The sequence below is a fragment of the Staphylococcus agnetis genome, assembly GCF_002901865.1.
In the GTDB taxonomy this organism is placed as follows: Bacteria; Bacillota; Bacilli; order Staphylococcales; family Staphylococcaceae; genus Staphylococcus; species Staphylococcus agnetis.
The window spans coordinates 33680-52758 of sequence record NZ_PPQF01000025.1; the positions used below are offsets into that span (position 1 = coordinate 33680).

Consider the following 19079-nt stretch of genomic DNA (forward strand, 5'->3'; position numbering starts at 1 on the left):
ATTTGGTGAAGAAATTATTTGTTTCCTGTCTTTCTATTGGTTTAATAAGTTCTACAATCGCTTTAACACCTATTGATGCGCACACATCAACGAAACTTCAAATTCACGATATCCAAGGCGATACATATGTATCAAAATATGCAAATCAGCATGTAGATGGCGTTGAAGGAATTGTCACATTTCAATATACGCTTAACGGACAGCATTACTTTCATTTACAAACGCCTGACCATTTAGCGGACAATAACCCAAACACGTCTGAAGGTATTATAGTTTTTGCGGGTAAAGAAAAACCTCGTGTCAAAGTTGGAGATGCTGTTGAAGTTTCGGGCCTTATATCTGAATACCCCATTGAAGGGTATAAAGAAAAACAAAAAACGGACCAACCTTTAACTGAAATCGATGCAAGATATAGTAAACAAGGTAAAATCAAAGTGATTCGTAACAATCAACCTTTACCGAAACCTATAAAAATTAAACGAGTACCATCTAAAATAGCCTCTACAGATGGACGCTTTAATCCGAAAAAATATGCATTAGACTATTGGGAATCACTAGAAGGTATGCGCGTTCAAGTAGATAATGTTCGTAGCGTCGGACCGCAAGAGCATGGAGATATTTTCACTGTAAAGGATAATGTACGTAAAGAAACCATCCATGACGGCATCTTATTAAAAGAACGTAGTGCCAAAGGGCAACGCATTCCTTTTAAAGTACATGGCCCTTTACAACAAACACGTAACTTTGATGTGTCAACAGGTGATCAATTCAAAGGACCACTCATTGGATATGTCAACTATGGCTATCAAAATTACAAGATTAATATTGATTATGATACTATGAAAAAAGCGCATGTCAAAGGTCCCGCACAGCCACAAGGCACATCATTAACGCCTTCAAAAGATAAATTGACAATGGCATCTTATAATCTTGAAAACTTTTCTAACAATCCCAACTCAACGACGGATGATAAAGCACAAAAGTTAGCGCATGGTATTGTCAGTCATATGAAAAATCCTGATATTGTTGGGGTAACCGAAGTACAAGATAATGACGGTCCTGGTGTTGGAGGTCCTGAAGCAAATGAATCCTACCAACGCTTAATTGATGCCATTAAAGCAGATGGTGGTCCAACATATGCTTATAAAAGTATAGATCCAGAAATGAACCAAGACGGGGGTCAACCTAATGCAAACATTCGTGTTGGTTTTCTATATCGTCCTGATCGCGTCTCTTTCAACAAGAATATTAAGCCTGGAGATGCCAAAACAAGCGTGAGCTATAAAGACGGACATTTATCACATAATCCTGGTCGCATAGCACCATCGAATCTAGCATTTAATAATTCTAGAAAACCACTTGCAGCTGAATTTACATTTAAAGGTAAACAAATTATTGCAATTGTAAATCATTGGAATTCTAAAAATGGAGATGATCCATTATTTGGTAAAAAACAACCTGCTGAGCGCCGTAGCGAAATACAACGTGTGCAAATGGCTAAAGCTGTAGGAGAATTTGTACAACACGTCCAATCTCAAAATCCGAAAGCCAACATCATCTCTGTAGGAGACTATAACGATTTCCAATGGTCGCAAGCGCTTAAAACATTCGAACAATATCAAATGGTGAATCTCGTGAACAGCGTACCCTCAACATCACGTTATTCTTATAATTACCAAGGAAATGCGCAGACGCTAGACCATGTTTTTGTATCTAAGCATTTAAAATCACGTTCTAAATTAGACATGATACATGTCAACAGTGATTTTACTGATATGTCAGGTCGTGCCAGTGATCACGATCCATTGTTAGCACAAATTGATTTTTCCAAAAATAAACGCTAAGATGATTAAGTCTATCCAAGGTATCGTTCTATCAAGGCATGATTGCCGCATTATTTAGGAGCTTACCTTTATTCATATCAATGCACTTATGCCTCACAAATTATCATTAAAAAAGAGCAATGAACACATTGGAAATAAAGTGTACTCATTGCTCTTTTGTATTATAGTGATTAACCACCAATATAATTCATATTGATTTTTTTCTTCCGTCGATTTTCTACTGTTTGCGCTGTTCGTTCATCTGAGTAACGGTCGTCGCGCAAGTGCCAAAGCTGTTTCACTTTAGCTCCAATTTCATCGTCATCAAGACCACTACGTAACAGTTTTCGAATATCATAACCTTCAACCGAACTAAAGAGGCAACCGTAAAATTTTCCATCTGATGATAGTCTCGCTCTCGTACAAGTCGAACAAAATGAATCTGATACACTTGTAATCAAACCAAATTGAGATGTCGCACCTTTATGTCTATAATATTTCGCCACCTCACCATAATATTTAGGTTGAACTGGTTCAATATCAAAATGCGTTTCTATCATTTTTAACATCTCGTCTTTTGTAATTACTTTAGAAAAGTCCCATCCATTATCATTACCTACATCCATAAATTCGATGAAACGTATTGTAACGCGTTTATCTTTAAAATAGTCTAACATTGGGATGATTTGGTCGTCATTAACCCCTTTTTGAACGACCACATTCACCTTGACTTGAAATCCTATAGAAACAGCATAATCAATTTGTTCTAAAACGGTACGTGCTTTAATATTACGATTATTGATTGATTGAAAAATAGCATCATCAATTGCATCTAAACTCACATTGATCCTTCTTAGACCAGCATCATACAATTTTTGACCATGTTTTTTTAATAATAAGCCATTTGTCGTCAATCCAATGTCTTCAATACCATCAATGCGCGTCAATAATCGAATCAAATGATCTAAATCACGACGTAATAAAGGTTCCCCACCCGTAATGCGTACTTTTTTAACACCTAGGTAGGCATAAATTTGCGTAATTCGCGCAATTTCTTCAAATGTTAAAAGTTGATCTTTAGGTAAAAATACATAGTCATCCCCAAAAATTTCTTTAGGCATACAATAATCACATCTGAAATTACATCGATCTGTTACGGAAATGCGCAAATCACGGATAGGACGTCCTAATTTATCTAAAATTTGATCGGTCATTATTGCGCCTCCCCTCTCGTTTATCGATTGATTTCTGTTTTTAATGCTAAAAGGTCTTCTTGATAATTAATATTCCGATACCAATACGATGGTGCCTGAACTTTCGTCACATCTAACCAATCTGTAGAAACAGCTTGATATACACGACGCATACTAAAATCTTCCCCATGTAACGCCGCTTCTATTTCAGGCAATATGGCCTTATGATAAAACGCGATCGTTGGTATTGGATGGCCATCGGCTTTGAATCCTGCAACCACTAATTGAGATTCAATCAAATTAGAAATTAAAAATTGGTACAATAGGCTAATGGCTTTATCCGTAATCATCGGTGTATCGACGGACACCACAAAATATAAATCTTCATCTGTTTGAGACATGACTGAATATAAACCACTTAGCGGCCCTTTACTTTTGTGTTGCGGTACATCTGTAATAACCGTAAACGTGTCAAATTGCGGTGCTAACGTGTCATTTGAACTAATAATAATTTCATTAAACATATTGGTCGACACGAGTGTGTGGTATATTTTTTCAATAAATGTTTGATTGTCTATTTTTGCAAATGCTTTAGGTGTACCGAAGCGCGTGGATTCGCCTCCAGCTAAAATAATGGCTTTCATTGGAATAGCTTAACCTCCACTTACTGGTGGTATCAATGCCACCACATCATTCGGCTTAATCACTTCATCTGCTTGAACGAATTCTTCGTTCACAGCAACTTGAAATTTCTTTCCTTGAATTACAGGATACGTTTGATATAAGTGAGATTTTAATGCTTCAACCGTTACTTCATAATCAAAATGAAAATGATCTTCTGACCGGTCTAGCAATTCTTTAATTTCAGCAAAATATAATATTTTCACGATTGGCCTCCTTGGTTGATTGCGTCATCATGATAGCCTCGCTGATGCCCTTGCCACTCAGCACCATCTTCCCATATTTCTTTCTTCCATATCGGAACAACTTCTTTAATGCGTTCAATCGCATACTCATTTGCGCGATAGGCATCTTTTCGGTGTGGCGAAGATACGCTAATTACAACAGCGATATCTTTTATATTTAATGCGCCAATACGGTGTGCAATGGCTGTAATCGTTCCAGGCCATCGTTCTTGAATTTCATCACCAATTTGCGCTAGTTTTTTCTCTGCCATCGGTACGTAGGCTTCGTATTCAAGGTGCTCTGTACGAATGCCTTTAGTCCATTCACGAACATGACCTGTAAACACAACAACTGCACCTTGATTTTCATTTAACGTCCATTCCCGATACTGTTCAGGATGGAGGGATTCTGATGTCACTTCGAATTGTTTCAAGTTAATCATCCTTTGCTTCTGATAACCACGTTTGTAACACTGCATCAACATGACTATAATCGATGTCAGTATCTGATCGTTGAATACGATATTTAACGTTTGATAATTGTGTCAATGCATGTAACTCAGCTTCATTACGATATAAAATGATTTTATCATAAGGCGCGTGCTTATAACCTTCAATTAAAATGATACTGTTTTTTATCGTAACACAGTCTTTTATTAAAGTCTCTAAGGCGATTCCCTCATTTTTTTGTATTGTCTCAATAAAATCATGACCTTGTACAATACTTTGATCTGCACCCGCCATAAAATGTTTCATATGATCGACGTTGTTAGTGGGTAATGTAATTTCCTCAGCTTCATGACCATGGTGTTTAATCGTAACTACGGGGTAACCTTGTGCTTTGAAAAAACGTACGGCATGTGCGACAAGTGTGGTTTTCCCACTGTTTTTATAGCCTACAACTTGTAATATCATACGTATAAATCCTGCTGATAATAATCCGTTGCTGTTAACAAGGCCTCTACACGTTGTCCTGTTGTATATCCGCGTGTACCGCTTGGCAATACCATTATCGCATTGCTATGCGCAATAGCTACAACAGCACCTGATTTATTAAATCCTGATGGCTTCACAGTCGCTTCTTTTCCATTTAATGTTGCCGTTGCACGTACAAAACGCGTAAATGGATTAGGTTTTTTAAAATCTTCCATTAATGTAGCATTTACCATTGCTGGGTAGTAATGCGTCGCACCCATCATCCGATATATTGAAGGTTTCACAAACAGCTCAAAACCTGTATAACATGCCGAGGGATTACCTGAAAGTCCAAATAAATACGTGTCTTCCGTCACAGCTACCGTCGTCACACTACCAGGACGCATTGCAACTTTATTAAAGAGTACGGTCGCATTTAGCGCACGATAAATATCTGGAAGATAGTCAAAATCACCGACGGATACACCACCAGTAGTAATCACAATGTCATGTTTTTGCACCGCTTGACGCACCGCATCTAAGCTACTTTCAAAATCATCTTGTTGAATTTTATAGACATATGACGAGATATTTTCTGCTCTTAATAATGCATGTATCATAGGACCATTAGAATTACGTATTTTACCAGGTTCAAGTTCATCTTCCACATCTAACAATTCACTGCCTGTCGCAATGATGGCAACCGAGGGTTTCGTAAATACGGGTACATGTCGGTATCCAAAAGTTGCTAAAACAGCTATGCCCCCTGCATTAATACGTTGTCCTTGTTTCAGTACAATATCACCTGTCGTCGTTTCTTCACCTTTTAAAGCAACATTCTCATGGGGTGTAAAAGGTTTCCGTAACGTAAAGCCTTCATCAGTTTGTACCGTTTGTTCTAGCATCACAACCGCATCTGCACCTTGTGGCATTTCAGCACCAGTCATAATGCGCACAGCTTCTCCTTCACCTAATGTTGCTTCAGAGATTGATCCTGCACCGATATGATCAATCACTTTAAAAGCAATACGATTTGTGCCACTTGCACCAACAGTATCTTGACTTCTTATCGCAAAGCCATCATAGGGTGATTTATTAAACCTCGGAATGTCGTATGTGGCTACAATATCTTCAGCGAGGATATATCCATCTGCTTCATATAAATCAACTCTTGTTTTAGGTAGACGTATCTGTTCTTTTACACAACGCTGTATCGCTTCGATAACAGGAATTGGTTGTCTTTTTTCAAGTGTCATAATGTACACTCCTAACATTTATTGTATTTCATGCTATACTATCCTTGATTTAATAAGGAGGTATAACATGACGGAATTTACGCATATTAATACACAAGGCAATGCAAAAATGGTGGATGTTTCCCACAAAGATATAACGAAACGTACTGCCATTGCGCATTCAAGCATTCAAGTCAATGATACAATTTATAATCAAATCATTAACAATACAGCTAAAAAAGGGAATGTGTTAAATACAGCTCAAATCGCAGGTATTATGGCTGCAAAGAACACTGCTACAATCATTCCTATGTGTCATCCCCTTCCACTTACAGGTATAGATATCCAATATGAATGGCGTCAGGAGGACACACACTTTACACTTCATATTACTAGCACAGTTTCTACTACTGGTAAAACGGGTGTAGAAATGGAAGCATTAACAGCAGCCTCTATTACAGCTTTAACCATTTATGATATGTGTAAAGCCGTTGATAAAGGGATGATTATCGGAGAGACATACCTTATTGAAAAAACAGGTGGCAAATCCGATTTTAATCGTTCATCCTCACAATAGCACACTGTATAATGACATAAAGAAAATGCGTTGGGACGTCAAATCTACCTGCTATCATCCGATTTTCGTCCCACTTATTGTCTTATAGGTACTACTTATTCAATTCGTGAACAAGATGATTGAGTTCTGGCATAATTAATTTTCGCATGCCTAATGTCACCGCACCTGTAGAACCAGGTAAGCAAAACACCAATTGTGACCCTACAGAACCACCTATAGCACGTGATAACAAAGCCCTACTTCCTACATCTTCTGCATAACTTAAATATCTAAATAACTCTCCAAAGCCTTCGATTTCTTTTTGTAATAACGGTTTAACAGCTTCAATGGTGCAATCTCGTTGTGCAATTCCTGTGCCACCAGTTGTAATAATCACTTCAACACCGTCATTTAACCATGTTGTTACTTGTGATTGAATTGCAGATTGGTCATCTTTTACAATTTTGTAGCAATCTTCCGAAATGTGCGTGTTCAGTTCATTGAGCAATTGTATGACTAATTTGCCACCTTTGTCCGTCTCTTGCGTTCTTGTATCTGAAACGGTTAACACCGCACATGAAATATCTCTACCTATGTTCACATTTGTATGCATTGTTTGTCTCCTTATCCGAATAGTTGATTGATGATTGTATACGCCTTATCCGTTTCTTTTATGCCGTGAATTAACAGACGACCACTTTGAAACGCAATCATGCGATGATGTTGAAATTCAAATTGCACCATATAGCCATTACTTTTATATGCGATATGACGCTGTTCCAGAAATTCAATTAATGTCTTGATATCTAATTCAGGGTGTTGGTACTGAACTGTATCACGACCACACAGGGACGCAATATGAGATTGTTGTTGCTCCAAATATGGGTACGTTGGATGTTGCCCACATGTGGGACAGTCGTCACGTTGTAATTTACTAAAACCAAACGTGTGATGTGTCCCTTCCCAAATGTCACCATATGTCAACTTAGGTTTAAAGGGTGTTTCAGTTAAAATTTTCAAAGCATCTTTAAGTTGAAAACTTGTCGTCATGGTTACAGCTGGTTGAATCACACCCACCGTATCACATGTTAAATTCATTGACGGTATTTGAGGCACTAAGCATTGGAAACATGGTGTTTTTCCCGGAATAAATGGGGCCTCTACATATGTACTACGAACGACGCCGCCATAAATCCAAGGAATTTGATGCTTGAATGCTACATCATTAATTACCATTCTAGTCTCGAAGTTATCTGTCGCATCCATAATGAGATCGACACCATCAATAAGCGCATTTAACGTGTATACATCTGCATGATCAATGACTGCTTCAATTAAAACATCTGAACGAATCGCTTTTAATACGCGTTCAGCAGCGACCACTTTAGGTATCGCATGATGCGCGTCTTCCTCAGTAAACAACGTTTGACGTTGTAAATTAGATGCTTCAATGTAATCGCGATCAATGATGCGTAGTTGTTTTACACCTGCCCGAACTAACCCTTCAGCAAGATGCGTACCTAACGCACCCATTCCGACGATTAAAACAGTCTTCGAATTTATTTTATGTTGTCCCTCTGTTCCAATTTCTTGGAATAACATTTGTCTTGAATAACGATTTTGCATCATATTATGTACCTTTCTAACATCATCTATGTTATCTATTATAAAGTTAAGTTGAATCGGTCTCAAAGAAATGACTTTATAATCAAGTTTTCTCTATTTAATACTAATGTATATGATAAACAAAACAAATTCATCCCGTAAAAGCACGCTTTTTAAGGAGTAAAATCCCTATATGATGCTAAATAGAACAAGTGGCTCCAACATAAAATAAAAGCCCTCAAAATTCGATACTCTGAATTTTGAAGGCAATTGAAGTCATATATAGATGTTTTATTTTGACACAGAGATTTTAATGACATGATTCGCCAATTGGGCCGCTTCGTATTTGGAATGGGTTACAAAGATAATCGGAATGCCCCACAAATGATATATTTGCTTGATGAGCGCAATACTTTCTTCTTTAGTCTCATCATCCAAACTTGATAAAGGTTCATCTAAGAGCAAAAGGTCTGGCTTTTGACTGAGCGCTCTCGCTAAAGCAATACGCTGCTTTTCGCCCCCAGAACATTGATGCGGATATGCATCCAATAAATGATCAATTTTCAGTGATTGGCAAAGCGTCTGAACGTGAGAGGCATCAGGATGCATAAAATTAATATTTTCAAGCGCCGTCATATGTGGGAACAATTGATAATCTTGAAATAAATACCCGATATTTCTTTGTTGTGGCGCAAGGTTTACATTGTTCTGCGTATCAAGAATCGTATGTTGACCGAGTATAATACATCCCTCTTCTGGCGTACGTAAACCTGCAATCATATTCAATAATGTTGTTTTTCCTACTCCTGATACCCCTTCAAGAGCGTAGATTTGCGGATAAGACGTATCAATATTGAGTTGAATCATATGGTCATTAATATGATGTTTGAGTTGAATACGTAACATCTAATCCCTCTCTTTATATGCATCTTTATTTAACAAATTCATAGTACCGATAATCGTAATTGAAAATGCGACCAATACGACAACCCATAACCATGCTTGACTTTCGCGACCTTGTTGTACCAAAAAGTATATTTCTAAAGGTAATGTATTTGTCCGACCTGGAATATAACCAGCCACCATTAACGTTGCACCAAATTCACCTATCGCACGTGCAAAGGCTAACATTGCTCCTGAAATGAGTGCGCGTTTTGAAAGTGGTAATATTAACTTCAAAAATATTTTTGATTCAGAAGCGCCCATTGTACGCGCTGCATTCAACATTTGGGTATCGATAGTGCGAAAACCTTGGACTGCATGTTGATACATTAGAGGAAAGCTCACAATTATCGAAGCGATCGTAGCGCCTACAAGAGAAAACACAATTTGTATCCCTAAATTGTCTGTAAGTAAATGCCCAATGGGGCCCTCTACTGAAAAAACAATTAATAATAAGAAACCGAGTACAGTTGGCGGTAAAATAATGGGTAAAAATATGAAACTTTCAATTAAACGGGTCCAAATATTTTGCTTATTATATAACAATTTTGCCAATGTTATACTTAAAAACACAACAACGATCGTACTGATGCATGCAATGCGTAACGAAATCCATAATGGCGTTAAATCAGCCATAATATCACCTATTATTCAAAATGGTATTGCTTTAAAATTGATTTTGCTTCTTTAGATTTCATAAAAGTAACCCATGCTTTACTTAAATCGTGGTCAGAAATACGCCCCATCTCATAAGTAATCGGTTGATTGATTGGTGTCACTTTTACTTTCTCAACGTTTATATCCTGTGTATTGCCAGCATATAAATCGGTTTGGTATACGAAGCCATAATTCGCATTCCCTTTATCTACATAGTTTAGCACTTCACGCACATCTTTTGTATAGACCACATGTGGCTCGACTTTATCCCACAGTCCGTGTTTATCTAAATACATTTTGGCATATTTTCCTGCGGGAACAGAGGCCACTTCACCCATCGCAACATGGTCATCACGCTTTAATTGGTCTAGTGGTGGCGTCTTTTTTCCGCGTCCTTTTATTAAAATTAATTGGTTATGTGCATAATCATATGTATCTTTAATTTTGCCTTTTTGATGTAAGACCTTTACATCTTTTGTATTCGCAGACATAAAAACATCAACCGGTGCCCCTTTTTCGATTTGTTGTCTTAAAGCACCAGACCCACCATAATTGAAATCAATGTTAACATTTGGGTGTTCTTTTTTAAACGCTTTTTCGAGCTCTTTCGTGACATCTGTTAAACTTGCAGCAGCAGAAATCGTTAAATGTGCCTTCTCATGATTATTTTGCGATTGATCACGACATCCCGATAAAAGCACACCGAGACTGATGATTAAACATAAGCATACAACCCTTTTCATTTATAACAATCCTCTCCGCGTATGAACTTATCAGTATATATTATCCATGAAACAATGCTGAATTGCACGTTAAAACGTATATCATTCGACATCTTAAAACATGTGAATTCGGCCTAATAGGTTTAATATTTTTATATTTAAGCGTAAAATAAATACAAATGTGTAAAGGGGGCACAGGGGTGAATCAAGATATACATTACAACCAAAAAATCATCAGATATGAACACGGTCAACTCCACGAAACATATGATGATTATGTGACGGAGTTCCCATTAACAATTATGATTAATGGTGAAGAGTTTGCTACAGTTATTTGTAGTCCAACACACTTAAATGAGCTCATTTTAGGATTTTTAGCATCTGAAGGTGTGATTTTAAAACGTCAAGAGTTAAAACAAATAGATATTGATGAGAGTAAAGGTTTTGTACATGTTGAACTCACCTATAATGTACATGACCGTATTCAACTTTCAAATAAAAGATTGGTCGCATCTTGTTGTGGCAAAAGTCGCGAGTTCTATTTTCAAAATGATGCGGCTATAGCCAAAACATCGATGTCAAAAATTCAGTTACATCCTGAACAAGTTTTAACAATGATGCACCGTCTTCAAGACGAAAGTGAGACATTTCAAGCTACTGGTGGATTACATAATGCCGCCATTAGTGATGGAGATGCGTTTTATATTCATCGTCAAGATATCGGGAGACATAATGCGTTAGACAAATTGTATGGATACTGTATCGAAAATGAAATTTCTGTTAGAGATAAAATATTAATTTTTAGTGGGCGCATCTCATCAGAAATCTTAATTAAAGCAGCTAAAATTGGCGTAGGCATGATTATTTCAAAATCAGCACCAACGACCCTTGCTATTCAACTTGCTAATGATTTAAATATTACTGCCATAGGCTTTGTGCGTAATCAACATTTTAATATTTATAGTCATGCCCATCGCATCACTCATCCCAAAAGTTAAACACACATCCATCAAACATGATTCAACATTGACGTGAACACCATATAAAACACCCTCAAAATAGTTCACAAATTCGTGAATTTTGAGGGTGTCTCCCATTTATAATCTATAAAATTTTAGTTTAGGCATGCTCTAATAGTGCACTATAGCGAAAATGCATGTATGTGTAACCTTGTTTAATATACATATCTTTTACAGTATCTTCAGCATCAGCAACTAAAATAACCGAACGTTGGCCTGCACGTTTTCCAATTTCGGCTTGGATACGTTTACCATAACCTTGCTTTTGATACTCAGGTTTTACTGCGAAACCGTCTAATTCAAGTGTAGTTTCACCTTCGATTAAGTTTAATATCGCGACAGGCACATCATTCTCATAGGCCACATAATAGTCTAAGTCACCTTCTCCATGGCTAACCTGTTCTCGAATATAATTACACGCTTCATTTACATAAATAGTACCATAAGGTGTACTTAATTCACTGAAGATTTCAAGGTAATCATTAATACGATGTGAATTGACTTTAACTAAATGTAGCGTTTCCTCTGAAAGTGCTTTTAAAGCAACGCCATCTATTGCATACATTTCAACACACCCTAATTCGAAGCCTTCTGTTCTTAATAGACGTAGCATTTCTGTTGATAATGCCATATCAGCTGGAAATTCAAAATAAAGGTGTGTTGATGAAGTTTGCATGTGTTGCTGCCGTTGTATGACCATATCATGTTTAAATGTTAATGTATCCGGCATTATATGATACCGCCATTTGTTCCCATCAAATTTATGAGGATGTTGAGGTGTAAGAAAACGCGTATACCGTGAATAACTTTCAATAACTTGAGCATCTGTATAAATCGTTTCCATCGATATAGGCATCCCTATCATCCCCTTTATGTTTTTATAGATGTGTTTGTTTTAAAACACGTGCAGTTACTGGATTTTTAAGAAGCGCTATTGCAAAAAATGATGCAATCACCGCTTTGATCAAATCTCCCGGTACAAACACTAACGAGGTATAAAGCGCTTTAGACACAGGTATATGTGTGATAAAGCCCATCACGATAGCGCCAACAAAGTCTAATAATACTACACCAATAATGAAAATAATGAAAAATACTTTAAGTACATTGAGCTTCTCAAATTGACGGTCTCTCACCCAACCAATTAAGAATGCGACAACTGGATACATGAATAAAAAACCTGCGCTCGGGCCCATAAAGACACCAATGCCACCACGTCCACCTGATAATAATGGTGCTCCACAAGCGACAAGTAATAAAAATACGATAACACTTAACGTCCCATATTTACGCCCTAATAATATACCAGCTAAAAAGATACCAATATTTTGGAGTACAATAGGTACGGGTATAAACGGCAATTGAATAGGCGTGACAAACCCCATGACAGCAATTATTGCCGTCATTAAGGCAGTATAAACGAGTAATCGAGTATGATTCACTTTACTTCCTCCCTAAAGATATTAAAGATGTCACAAAACATATGACTTTCTTTAAATAGTCATCATAAAAATATAACCATTGCCGTATTATACATGATTGTAAACATTTTTTCTAGAGTGTTTACAATTTTGAAACCGCACCTATTAGTGCAGCATCATTGTGTAGTTGTGCAGTTTCAATTTTAGCATGACCATAATGAGGAGGTAAAAACGATTGAACGTGTGGTTCAATGTATTTTAGCAAGTCACGTTGTTGTTTAGAAATACCCCCACCAATGATGATATGCGCCGGATCGTACATGATTTGTACTTCAGCAATACCTCGAGCTACTTCACGTCCCCATGTATGCAGAAGTTTTTGACTTGCTTCATAGTGGTGTGCATCTTCAAACAATTGAATAACATTATCATGACCGTAGTTTTGAGCTACCATCAGTTTTTTCAGCGCGCGTGTCGATGCACGGTCTTCATAGTTTGTTTTTGTTTCAAAATCATAAAGGAGATTACCAATTTCATTCGCACGGTGTCGTGCACCTACCATTAAACCGTTTGGTTCTTGGAAATAACTTCCACCAATTCCTGTGCCTAATGTTAAACAAAATACGCTTGCCAGTGATTGTTTACGGTAACTTAATTCGCCTAACAAAGCGGCGTCTACATCATTATAAACATTCACATGTGATGCGCATCGACGTAACGCTTGTTTAAAATGCGTTCCTGAATAGTTTAAAATATTATCGTTTGCATAAACGATTGTGCCTTCCGCTTGATTTACCGCACCTGCTGTCGAAATACCAATCCGTACCTCTTTAAGATGGAACGTGTGCATATATGTCTTTACACGTCGCAATATTTCGTTTAAAATCGCGTCATTTTCATTTACTGGCGTAGGCAACTTTTGATAGCCTTTCAAATTAAATTCAGAGTCAACGATGGCAGATTTTAAAAATGTTCCCCCAATGTCAAATGCAATTTTCGTCATAAAATTGAGCACCTCGCAATAAATGTTGAGTTAATAATGCTTTTGCTTTTGTGAACTGTTTGGCTTTTAAAGCGTCAAAAATCGCTTGATGATCATCAATACTCAATTGATTGTCTATCATTGATGATTTAATGGGTGTTTGATAAAAATAGGCATGAACAACAGCGCTCATTTGTTTAAACAATGGTACATTGACCGCTTCTAATATACTTTGATGAAATGCTTTATCATCTGCAATACTAAACGAAGATGCGTCATTTACAAGTACGCGTTCAATGGCCTCTAAAGATGTTTCATCGCGTTCGATCACATCAATTGCAGCAAGTTCAAAGGTTAATCGCAACATCATTAAATCTTTTAAATTCCCACGATTTACTTGAAAGCTAAATAAAAACCCTTCTATTAAGGGTGTAATATCTTGTGCCTTTACAAGCGTACCTTTCCCTTGAACACTTTCAGTCACGCCGGTGTTTTCTAAATAACTTAAGGCCTCTCGAACCACCGAGCGACTCACTTGATATACTTCGGCTAATTTACGTTCAGTAGGTAATTTATCTCCGACCTTAAGTTGTTCTTTTAAAATATAGTCTTTAATATTTTTTACCATTTTTTCTTTTAAGCTTTGACGACCGTTCATGCCTTCCATCTCTAAGCACTTCCCCTTTCATAACGATTCAAGTTTATCATACATTGTCATATTACTATAAAATGATATATTGACCTCGTAAATGATAGCGCTTACAATATAAGTATAAATTGGTCTGACCAATATTTCAATAGCTATAGGAGGATAACAATGAAAGACGACTTAAAAGGTTTATACGCTGCACTATTAGTGCCTTTTGATGAACAAGGTAACATTATCGAGAGTGGATTGCGTGAGGTGGTTAGAAACGCGATAGATACACAACAACTTGACGGTTTATATGTTAATGGTAGTTCAGGTGAAAATTTCTTAATGAATACAGAGCAAAAGAAGGACGTATTTCGGATTGTTAAAGATGAAGCACAAAATGATGTTCGCTTAATTGCCCAAGTCGGTTCATTAGATTTAAATGAGGCAATTGCATTAGGTCAATATGCAACAGAACTCGGTTACGATGCATTATCTGCAGTTACACCGTTTTACTATCCATTTACTTTTGAAGAAATACGAGATTATTACTTTAAAATTATCGAAACAACTCAAAATGACATGATTATTTATGCGATTCCAGGATTAACAGGCGTCAATATTACAATCGAACAGTTTGACACGCTGTTTAAAAATGAGCGTATTATTGGTGTGAAATATACAGCGCCAGACTTTTTCTTACTTGAGCGCTTACGTCATGCTTTTCCAGATAAACTCATTTTTTCAGGGTTCGATGAAATGCTTGTTCAAGCGGCAATTTCAGGCGTTGATGGTGCAATCGGGTCAACTTATAACATTAATGGTGTCCGTGCACAAGCCATTTTTAAAGCAGCACAATCTGGAAATGTAGAAAAAGCTTATCAATTACAACGTGAGTCAAATGACATTATCGAACAGGTTTTAAAGATGGGATTATATACAACTTTAAAAGCCATTTTAAAAGAAAAAGGCATCGAAACAGGCTATCCTAAAGCACCTTTTCATCCTTTTAATGAAGCACTTAGACCACAATTAGAAACACTCGTTCGAACGTATCACTTATAACTTTTGGCACTTTGAAACACGTTTAGCGTATTTACCGCATTCATCATGAATGAGAGAGGGGTTATGATTATGAATACAATTGGGTTTGGTTTTTGGAATTGGGTTGCATTGATATTATATTTATTGCTCATGCTTATGATTGGCGCCTATTTTACACGTCGTGCTGGAAAAGATACTGAAAGTTTTTTCACTGCGAGCGGTCGCTTGCCCTCTTGGGTAGTGGGCTTTTCAATTTACGCAACAACTTTAAGTGCAATTACATTTATGTCCACACCTGAAAAGTCTTTTCTCACAGACTGGTCTTATATCGCTGGAAATATAGCGATAGTAGCAATTATCCCGTTATTAATATACTTTTATATTCCATTTTTCAAAAAGTTACATGTCACTTCAGCATATGAATATTTAGAGGCGCGTTTCAATCCTGCAGTGCGTGTCATTGGTTCATTATTATTTGTGCTATTTCACTTAGGACGTATTGCAATTGTGATTTATTTACCAACACTTGCAATCACTGCTGTTTCCGACATTAACCCATATGTTGTAGCTTGCCTAGTAGGTATTTTATGTATTATTTATACATTTCTTGGTGGATTTGAAGGTGTGGTTTGGAGTGATTTTATCCAAGGGGTGATATTACTTGGCGGTGCTATTGTTATTATTGTCATGGCAATCAGTCAAGTCGATGGTGGTTTCTCCACAGTTGCACACGATGCCATTCAAAATAAAAAACTGATCAGTGCAGATAATTGGAAGCTCAGTGCTGCTGCAGCTGCGATTCCGATTATATTTATAGGAAGTGTATTTAATAACTTACAGCAATATACTGCAAGTCAAGACGTTGTTCAACGTTATCAGGCTTCAGAATCGATGAAAGAAACGTCTCAATCCATTTGGACAAATGGTATCTTAGCATTAATCTCTGCACCCATTTTTTTTGGAATGGGTACCGCACTCTATGCATTTTATGAACATCAAACAGCACTACCTAAAGATTTTAATACCTCATCAATTGTTCCGTATTTCATATTGACACAAATGCCTCCATTTGTAGGCGGATTATTGATTGCTGCGATATTTGCAGCTGCACAATCGACAATATCATCAAGCTTAAATTCAATTTCAGCTTGTCTGTCAATTGACATTAAGCAACGTTTCTTTGGCAAACAACTTGAAAAAGCTGAAGTACGTTTTGCGAGAATAATTACCATCGTGGTTGGTTTGATAAGCTTAATGGCTTCACTGTATTTAATTGCTTCAAATTCTAGTGACATGTGGGATTTATTTCTACTCATTACAGGATTATTTGGTGTACCGCTCGCTGGTATATTTGCTGTCGGCATTTTTACAAAACGTACCCATGGCATTGGCGTGATAGTAGGTCTCATTGTAGCAGTTATTGTAAGTTACTTCCTCCAAGGTGTCGGTGGAGCTGGATCACCATTCTATACATCAATCATTGCGTTCTTTATCGCTTTTGGAACAGCGTATCTATCTAGCTTGATCATTCCACATGCCAAAAAAGATATTACAGGCCTTACAATTTATGAAAAACATAAAACGAGTACGTATATTAGAAAATAAATCACTATCATCCATGTATATGTTAAAAACATTTCAAGCTTTACATTCAGAATGAGCACGTGCTTTTTAAAAAGTTAAGCCTTCAAAATTCATGTTGAGATGAACTTTGAAGGCTTTATCAATTGTTTTATGTCAACTTAGCAATCACTTAAATGCGTCATATTTGAATTGAATATACAGGGTGAAATGCTAATATGCAATGTTTAATTCTTTAGAAATTTTTCTTTTAAATCTTTACGAATCACGTCTAGAGAATAAGGGTCATTGTACCAGTAAATACTTGAATCCACATCAAATACATGCTTTGCTTTGACCGCTTTTAAATTAGACCACATTGCAGTATGGGTAAATTCTGGTTGCGCCGCTTTTGGTGCTTTCGCTTTAACGATATAATCACCCGCATATGTTTCAATTTCTTCTTTAGAAATTTCTTTCCAACCTTCTTTTTGAGTTGCTTTTTCTAATTCTGTCGGCATTTTTAAACCAAATGCTTGGTAGATGACCTCACTACCGCGTCCCCAGTTTTTACCATAAGCATAAATTTTCTTCTCAAAATCTTCGATGATTGAAACAGTCGCATCTTTTCCAATGGCTTTTTTAATCTCCGTACCATCTTGTTTTGTCTGTTTCACCCAATTTTCTTTCCATTCTGCTACTTCTTTTTCTTTATTCATAATTTGACCTAGAAGTTCTTGTTGTTCTAGATAATTGTACATACCATAATTGATAGCTAAAGTAGGCGCAATTTTTTCAAGTTTTTTTGTATTTTTATCCGTGTTATATGTAACAATTAAATCAGGTTTTAATGATGCCACTTGTTCTACATCGTCATTGCCAACTTTATCAATATCTTTAAAATGTTTCTTCAAAATTGGACTTTGATCTACTTGATTAGATACACCTACTATATTGGCATCTAAATATTTTAAACCACCAGCATATGTAGGGGCTAGTACGACGATGCGTTTAGGTGTTTGTGGTATTTTAACATTTTGTTTACCCTCTGCTGTCTTTAGCGCTAACGTCTTAACATCCGATTGCGCAGATTGTTCCTCTTTATTTTGACCACAAGCAGCTAATAGTAAAATCATAGCTACTAATGGAATGAACCATTTTTGCATGTTTTGTTCCTCCAATTGATAATGATTATCATTATTATATACACTTTGGGCTGTTAAAGCAATACGTTTAATATCATCAAAGATTTTAAAAATACTACTTTATGAACAATTATTAAATCGCAAACTGTCAAAGCGCCGTTTTGAGCTCATTTCATCTTCATATGTATTTTTTAGGTGATCACTTAGTTTTGCAGGTCAAGCACAAAAAACGTCCCCAAAATGAATGACTTTCCATTTTGAGAACGTAATCGTAATACATGTATTAATCATTAACTCTTGTAAGTTAACTGTCAAAATTGCTTTTCTTTTGATGATTTTTTGGCAACGTGCGCACCCATGTAAATAATACAATGGTTTGAATGATGACCATAATGACAAGTCCCACTCTAATCAATGCAATATCAACAGCCCAAATTGAAAACCCTACAACAATATACAAACTAATAAGCAATTGGATTTTCTTCTTCATAGTATAGCCGCGATACAATTTAAAATCTTCAACATAGGCTTGATAGACTTTCGTTTGAACAAGCCAATCATGAAACCTCTCTGAACTTTTAGCAAAACATATAACTGCTACAAGTAAAAATGGCGTTGTGGGTAACAAAGGTAACACTGCGCCAGCAAAACCAAGTAACGTAAAAATGACGCCAATAGCTATTAATACATAGCGCATGATGCTCGTCTCCCTCTTTCGTAT

General features: G+C 36.6%; 22 protein-coding genes. 5 read left to right on the plus strand and 17 right to left on the minus strand.

The genetic code is table 11. The annotated features are described in order from the left end of the window. The first annotated feature begins 2 nt into the window (after positions 1 to 2). Positions 3 to 1844, plus strand: coding sequence for an endonuclease/exonuclease/phosphatase family protein (locus CD172_RS04590; protein ID WP_103345595.1), 1842 nt, complete (start codon positions 3 to 5; stop codon positions 1842 to 1844). A gap of 170 nt (positions 1845 to 2014) precedes the next feature. Here CD172_RS04590 and moaA read toward each other — a convergent pair whose 3' ends face one another. Genes moaA through CD172_RS04620 form a run of 6 tightly spaced genes read right to left on the minus strand, consistent with a single transcriptional unit; the run spans position 2015 to position 6092 of the window. After that, the gene (gene moaA, locus CD172_RS04595; RefSeq protein WP_103345596.1) at positions 2015 to 3037 is read right to left on the minus strand and encodes a GTP 3',8-cyclase MoaA; all 1023 of its coding nucleotides are present in this window, start codon (positions 3035 to 3037) and stop codon (positions 2015 to 2017) included. Positions 3038 to 3057: 20 nt separating this feature from the next. Next, complete coding sequence (gene mobA, locus CD172_RS04600; RefSeq protein WP_103345597.1) at positions 3058 to 3660, minus strand: molybdenum cofactor guanylyltransferase MobA; 603 nt, start codon at positions 3658 to 3660, stop codon at positions 3058 to 3060. 9 nt (positions 3661 to 3669) lie between these two features. Continuing rightward, a complete protein-coding gene (gene moaD, locus CD172_RS04605; protein ID WP_037567072.1) occupies positions 3670 to 3903 on the minus strand; it encodes a molybdopterin converting factor subunit 1 in 234 nt (77 codons plus the stop codon). Beyond that, on the minus strand, positions 3900 to 4355 hold the full coding sequence (locus tag CD172_RS04610) for a molybdenum cofactor biosynthesis protein MoaE (RefSeq protein ID WP_103345598.1): 456 nt from the start codon (positions 4353 to 4355) through the stop codon (positions 3900 to 3902). Before CD172_RS04610 ends, moaD begins: the two co-directional genes overlap by 4 nt. Before the next feature lies 1 nt (position 4356). Beyond that, positions 4357 to 4836 carry a molybdopterin-guanine dinucleotide biosynthesis protein B gene (mobB, locus tag CD172_RS04615; RefSeq protein ID WP_103345599.1) on the minus strand — a complete coding sequence of 160 codons (480 nt, stop codon included), beginning with the start codon at positions 4834 to 4836 and terminating at the stop codon, positions 4357 to 4359. Beyond that, the gene (locus tag CD172_RS04620; RefSeq protein ID WP_103345600.1) at positions 4833 to 6092 is read right to left on the minus strand and encodes a molybdopterin molybdotransferase MoeA; all 1260 of its coding nucleotides are present in this window, start codon (positions 6090 to 6092) and stop codon (positions 4833 to 4835) included. Before CD172_RS04620 ends, mobB begins: the two co-directional genes overlap by 4 nt. A gap of 67 nt (positions 6093 to 6159) precedes the next feature. Here CD172_RS04620 and moaC point away from each other — a divergent pair, with 67 nt between their 5' ends. Then, complete coding sequence (gene moaC / locus CD172_RS04625; protein ID WP_060551621.1) at positions 6160 to 6648, plus strand: cyclic pyranopterin monophosphate synthase MoaC; 489 nt, start codon at positions 6160 to 6162, stop codon at positions 6646 to 6648. A 91-nt stretch (positions 6649 to 6739) separates the two neighbouring features. Here the strand turns inward: moaC and CD172_RS04630 are convergent, their stop codons facing one another. From CD172_RS04630 to modA, 5 genes are all read right to left on the minus strand, one after another. Then, positions 6740 to 7240, minus strand: a complete 501-nt coding sequence (locus CD172_RS04630; protein WP_103345601.1) for a MogA/MoaB family molybdenum cofactor biosynthesis protein — start codon at positions 7238 to 7240, stop codon at positions 6740 to 6742. A gap of 11 nt (positions 7241 to 7251) precedes the next feature. Further along, positions 7252 to 8256 (minus strand): ThiF family adenylyltransferase, encoded by a 1005-nt coding sequence (locus CD172_RS04635; RefSeq protein ID WP_060551623.1) that lies wholly within the window; start codon positions 8254 to 8256, stop codon positions 7252 to 7254. A 267-nt stretch (positions 8257 to 8523) separates the two neighbouring features. Next, positions 8524 to 9138 carry an ATP-binding cassette domain-containing protein gene (locus CD172_RS04640; protein WP_060551624.1) on the minus strand — a complete coding sequence of 205 codons (615 nt, stop codon included), beginning with the start codon at positions 9136 to 9138 and terminating at the stop codon, positions 8524 to 8526. Then, the gene (modB, locus tag CD172_RS04645) at positions 9139 to 9810 is read right to left on the minus strand and encodes a molybdate ABC transporter permease subunit (protein ID WP_060551625.1); all 672 of its coding nucleotides are present in this window, start codon (positions 9808 to 9810) and stop codon (positions 9139 to 9141) included. A gap of 11 nt (positions 9811 to 9821) precedes the next feature. Next, positions 9822 to 10574, minus strand: a complete 753-nt coding sequence (gene modA, locus CD172_RS04650; RefSeq protein ID WP_060551626.1) for a molybdate ABC transporter substrate-binding protein — start codon at positions 10572 to 10574, stop codon at positions 9822 to 9824. 179 nt (positions 10575 to 10753) lie between these two features. Here modA and fdhD point away from each other — a divergent pair, with 179 nt between their 5' ends. Further along, complete coding sequence (gene fdhD, locus CD172_RS04655; RefSeq protein ID WP_060551627.1) at positions 10754 to 11551, plus strand: formate dehydrogenase accessory sulfurtransferase FdhD; 798 nt, start codon at positions 10754 to 10756, stop codon at positions 11549 to 11551. Between the two features lie 121 nt (positions 11552 to 11672). On the opposite strand, the gene CD172_RS04660 is transcribed toward fdhD, so the two are convergent. The 4 genes from CD172_RS04660 to CD172_RS04675 all read right to left on the minus strand — a co-directional run bounded on the left by CD172_RS04660 (position 11673) and on the right by CD172_RS04675 (position 14642). Next, positions 11673 to 12428: a GNAT family N-acetyltransferase gene (locus CD172_RS04660; RefSeq protein ID WP_158694772.1), complete on the minus strand. Its 756-nt coding sequence runs from the start codon at positions 12426 to 12428 to the stop codon at positions 11673 to 11675. 22 nt (positions 12429 to 12450) lie between these two features. Then, positions 12451 to 13014 carry a biotin transporter BioY gene (locus tag CD172_RS04665; protein WP_262608746.1) on the minus strand — a complete coding sequence of 188 codons (564 nt, stop codon included), beginning with the start codon at positions 13012 to 13014 and terminating at the stop codon, positions 12451 to 12453. 121 nt (positions 13015 to 13135) lie between these two features. Further along, positions 13136 to 13996, minus strand: a complete 861-nt coding sequence (locus CD172_RS04670; protein WP_103345603.1) for an ROK family protein — start codon at positions 13994 to 13996, stop codon at positions 13136 to 13138. After that, on the minus strand, positions 13977 to 14642 hold the full coding sequence (locus CD172_RS04675; RefSeq protein WP_060551630.1) for a FadR/GntR family transcriptional regulator: 666 nt from the start codon (positions 14640 to 14642) through the stop codon (positions 13977 to 13979). Before CD172_RS04675 ends, CD172_RS04670 begins: the two co-directional genes overlap by 20 nt. 150 nt (positions 14643 to 14792) lie before the next feature. Between CD172_RS04675 and CD172_RS04680 the strand changes: the two genes are divergently transcribed. Both CD172_RS04680 and CD172_RS04685 read left to right on the plus strand, forming a co-directional pair. Continuing rightward, positions 14793 to 15674 carry an N-acetylneuraminate lyase gene (locus CD172_RS04680; protein WP_103345604.1) on the plus strand — a complete coding sequence of 294 codons (882 nt, stop codon included), beginning with the start codon at positions 14793 to 14795 and terminating at the stop codon, positions 15672 to 15674. 69 nt (positions 15675 to 15743) lie between these two features. Continuing rightward, on the plus strand, positions 15744 to 17258 hold the full coding sequence (locus CD172_RS04685) for a sodium:solute symporter family protein (protein WP_103345605.1): 1515 nt from the start codon (positions 15744 to 15746) through the stop codon (positions 17256 to 17258). Between the two features lie 203 nt (positions 17259 to 17461). On the opposite strand, the gene CD172_RS04690 is transcribed toward CD172_RS04685, so the two are convergent. Both CD172_RS04690 and CD172_RS04695 read right to left on the minus strand, forming a co-directional pair. Then, the gene (locus tag CD172_RS04690) at positions 17462 to 18379 is read right to left on the minus strand and encodes an ABC transporter substrate-binding protein (RefSeq protein ID WP_103345606.1); all 918 of its coding nucleotides are present in this window, start codon (positions 18377 to 18379) and stop codon (positions 17462 to 17464) included. Positions 18380 to 18662: 283 nt separating this feature from the next. Continuing rightward, positions 18663 to 19055 (minus strand): YbaN family protein, encoded by a 393-nt coding sequence (locus tag CD172_RS04695; RefSeq protein WP_060551634.1) that lies wholly within the window; start codon positions 19053 to 19055, stop codon positions 18663 to 18665. Positions 19056 to 19079 lie beyond the last annotated feature (24 nt).

What these genes read in the sequence shown, in the direction of transcription:
- moaA (WP_103345596.1), bottom strand. Translation starts at nt 3,037, where the DNA reads ATGACCGATCAAATTTTAGATAAATTAGGACGTCCTATCCGTGATTTG.
- mobA (WP_103345597.1), bottom strand. Translation starts at nt 3,660, where the DNA reads ATGAAAGCCATTATTTTAGCTGGAGGCGAATCCACGCGCTTCGGTACA.
- mobB (WP_103345599.1), bottom strand. Translation starts at nt 4,836, where the DNA reads ATGATATTACAAGTTGTAGGCTATAAAAACAGTGGGAAAACCACACTT.
- CD172_RS04620 (WP_103345600.1), bottom strand. Translation starts at nt 6,092, where the DNA reads ATGACACTTGAAAAAAGACAACCAATTCCTGTTATCGAAGCGATACAG.
- moaC (WP_060551621.1), top strand. Translation starts at nt 6,160, where the DNA reads ATGACGGAATTTACGCATATTAATACACAAGGCAATGCAAAAATGGTG.
- CD172_RS04630 (WP_103345601.1), bottom strand. Translation starts at nt 7,240, where the DNA reads ATGCATACAAATGTGAACATAGGTAGAGATATTTCATGTGCGGTGTTA.
- CD172_RS04635 (WP_060551623.1), bottom strand. Translation starts at nt 8,256, where the DNA reads ATGATGCAAAATCGTTATTCAAGACAAATGTTATTCCAAGAAATTGGA.
- CD172_RS04640 (WP_060551624.1), bottom strand. Translation starts at nt 9,138, where the DNA reads ATGTTACGTATTCAACTCAAACATCATATTAATGACCATATGATTCAA.
- modB (WP_060551625.1), bottom strand. Translation starts at nt 9,810, where the DNA reads ATGGCTGATTTAACGCCATTATGGATTTCGTTACGCATTGCATGCATC.
- modA (WP_060551626.1), bottom strand. Translation starts at nt 10,574, where the DNA reads ATGAAAAGGGTTGTATGCTTATGTTTAATCATCAGTCTCGGTGTGCTT.
- CD172_RS04660 (WP_158694772.1), bottom strand. Translation starts at nt 12,428, where the DNA reads ATGCCTATATCGATGGAAACGATTTATACAGATGCTCAAGTTATTGAA.
- CD172_RS04670 (WP_103345603.1), bottom strand. Translation starts at nt 13,996, where the DNA reads ATGACGAAAATTGCATTTGACATTGGGGGAACATTTTTAAAATCTGCC.
- CD172_RS04675 (WP_060551630.1), bottom strand. Translation starts at nt 14,642, where the DNA reads ATGGAAGGCATGAACGGTCGTCAAAGCTTAAAAGAAAAAATGGTAAAA.
- CD172_RS04680 (WP_103345604.1), top strand. Translation starts at nt 14,793, where the DNA reads ATGAAAGACGACTTAAAAGGTTTATACGCTGCACTATTAGTGCCTTTT.
- CD172_RS04685 (WP_103345605.1), top strand. Translation starts at nt 15,744, where the DNA reads ATGAATACAATTGGGTTTGGTTTTTGGAATTGGGTTGCATTGATATTA.
- CD172_RS04690 (WP_103345606.1), bottom strand. Translation starts at nt 18,379, where the DNA reads ATGCAAAAATGGTTCATTCCATTAGTAGCTATGATTTTACTATTAGCT.
- CD172_RS04695 (WP_060551634.1), bottom strand. Translation starts at nt 19,055, where the DNA reads ATGCGCTATGTATTAATAGCTATTGGCGTCATTTTTACGTTACTTGGT.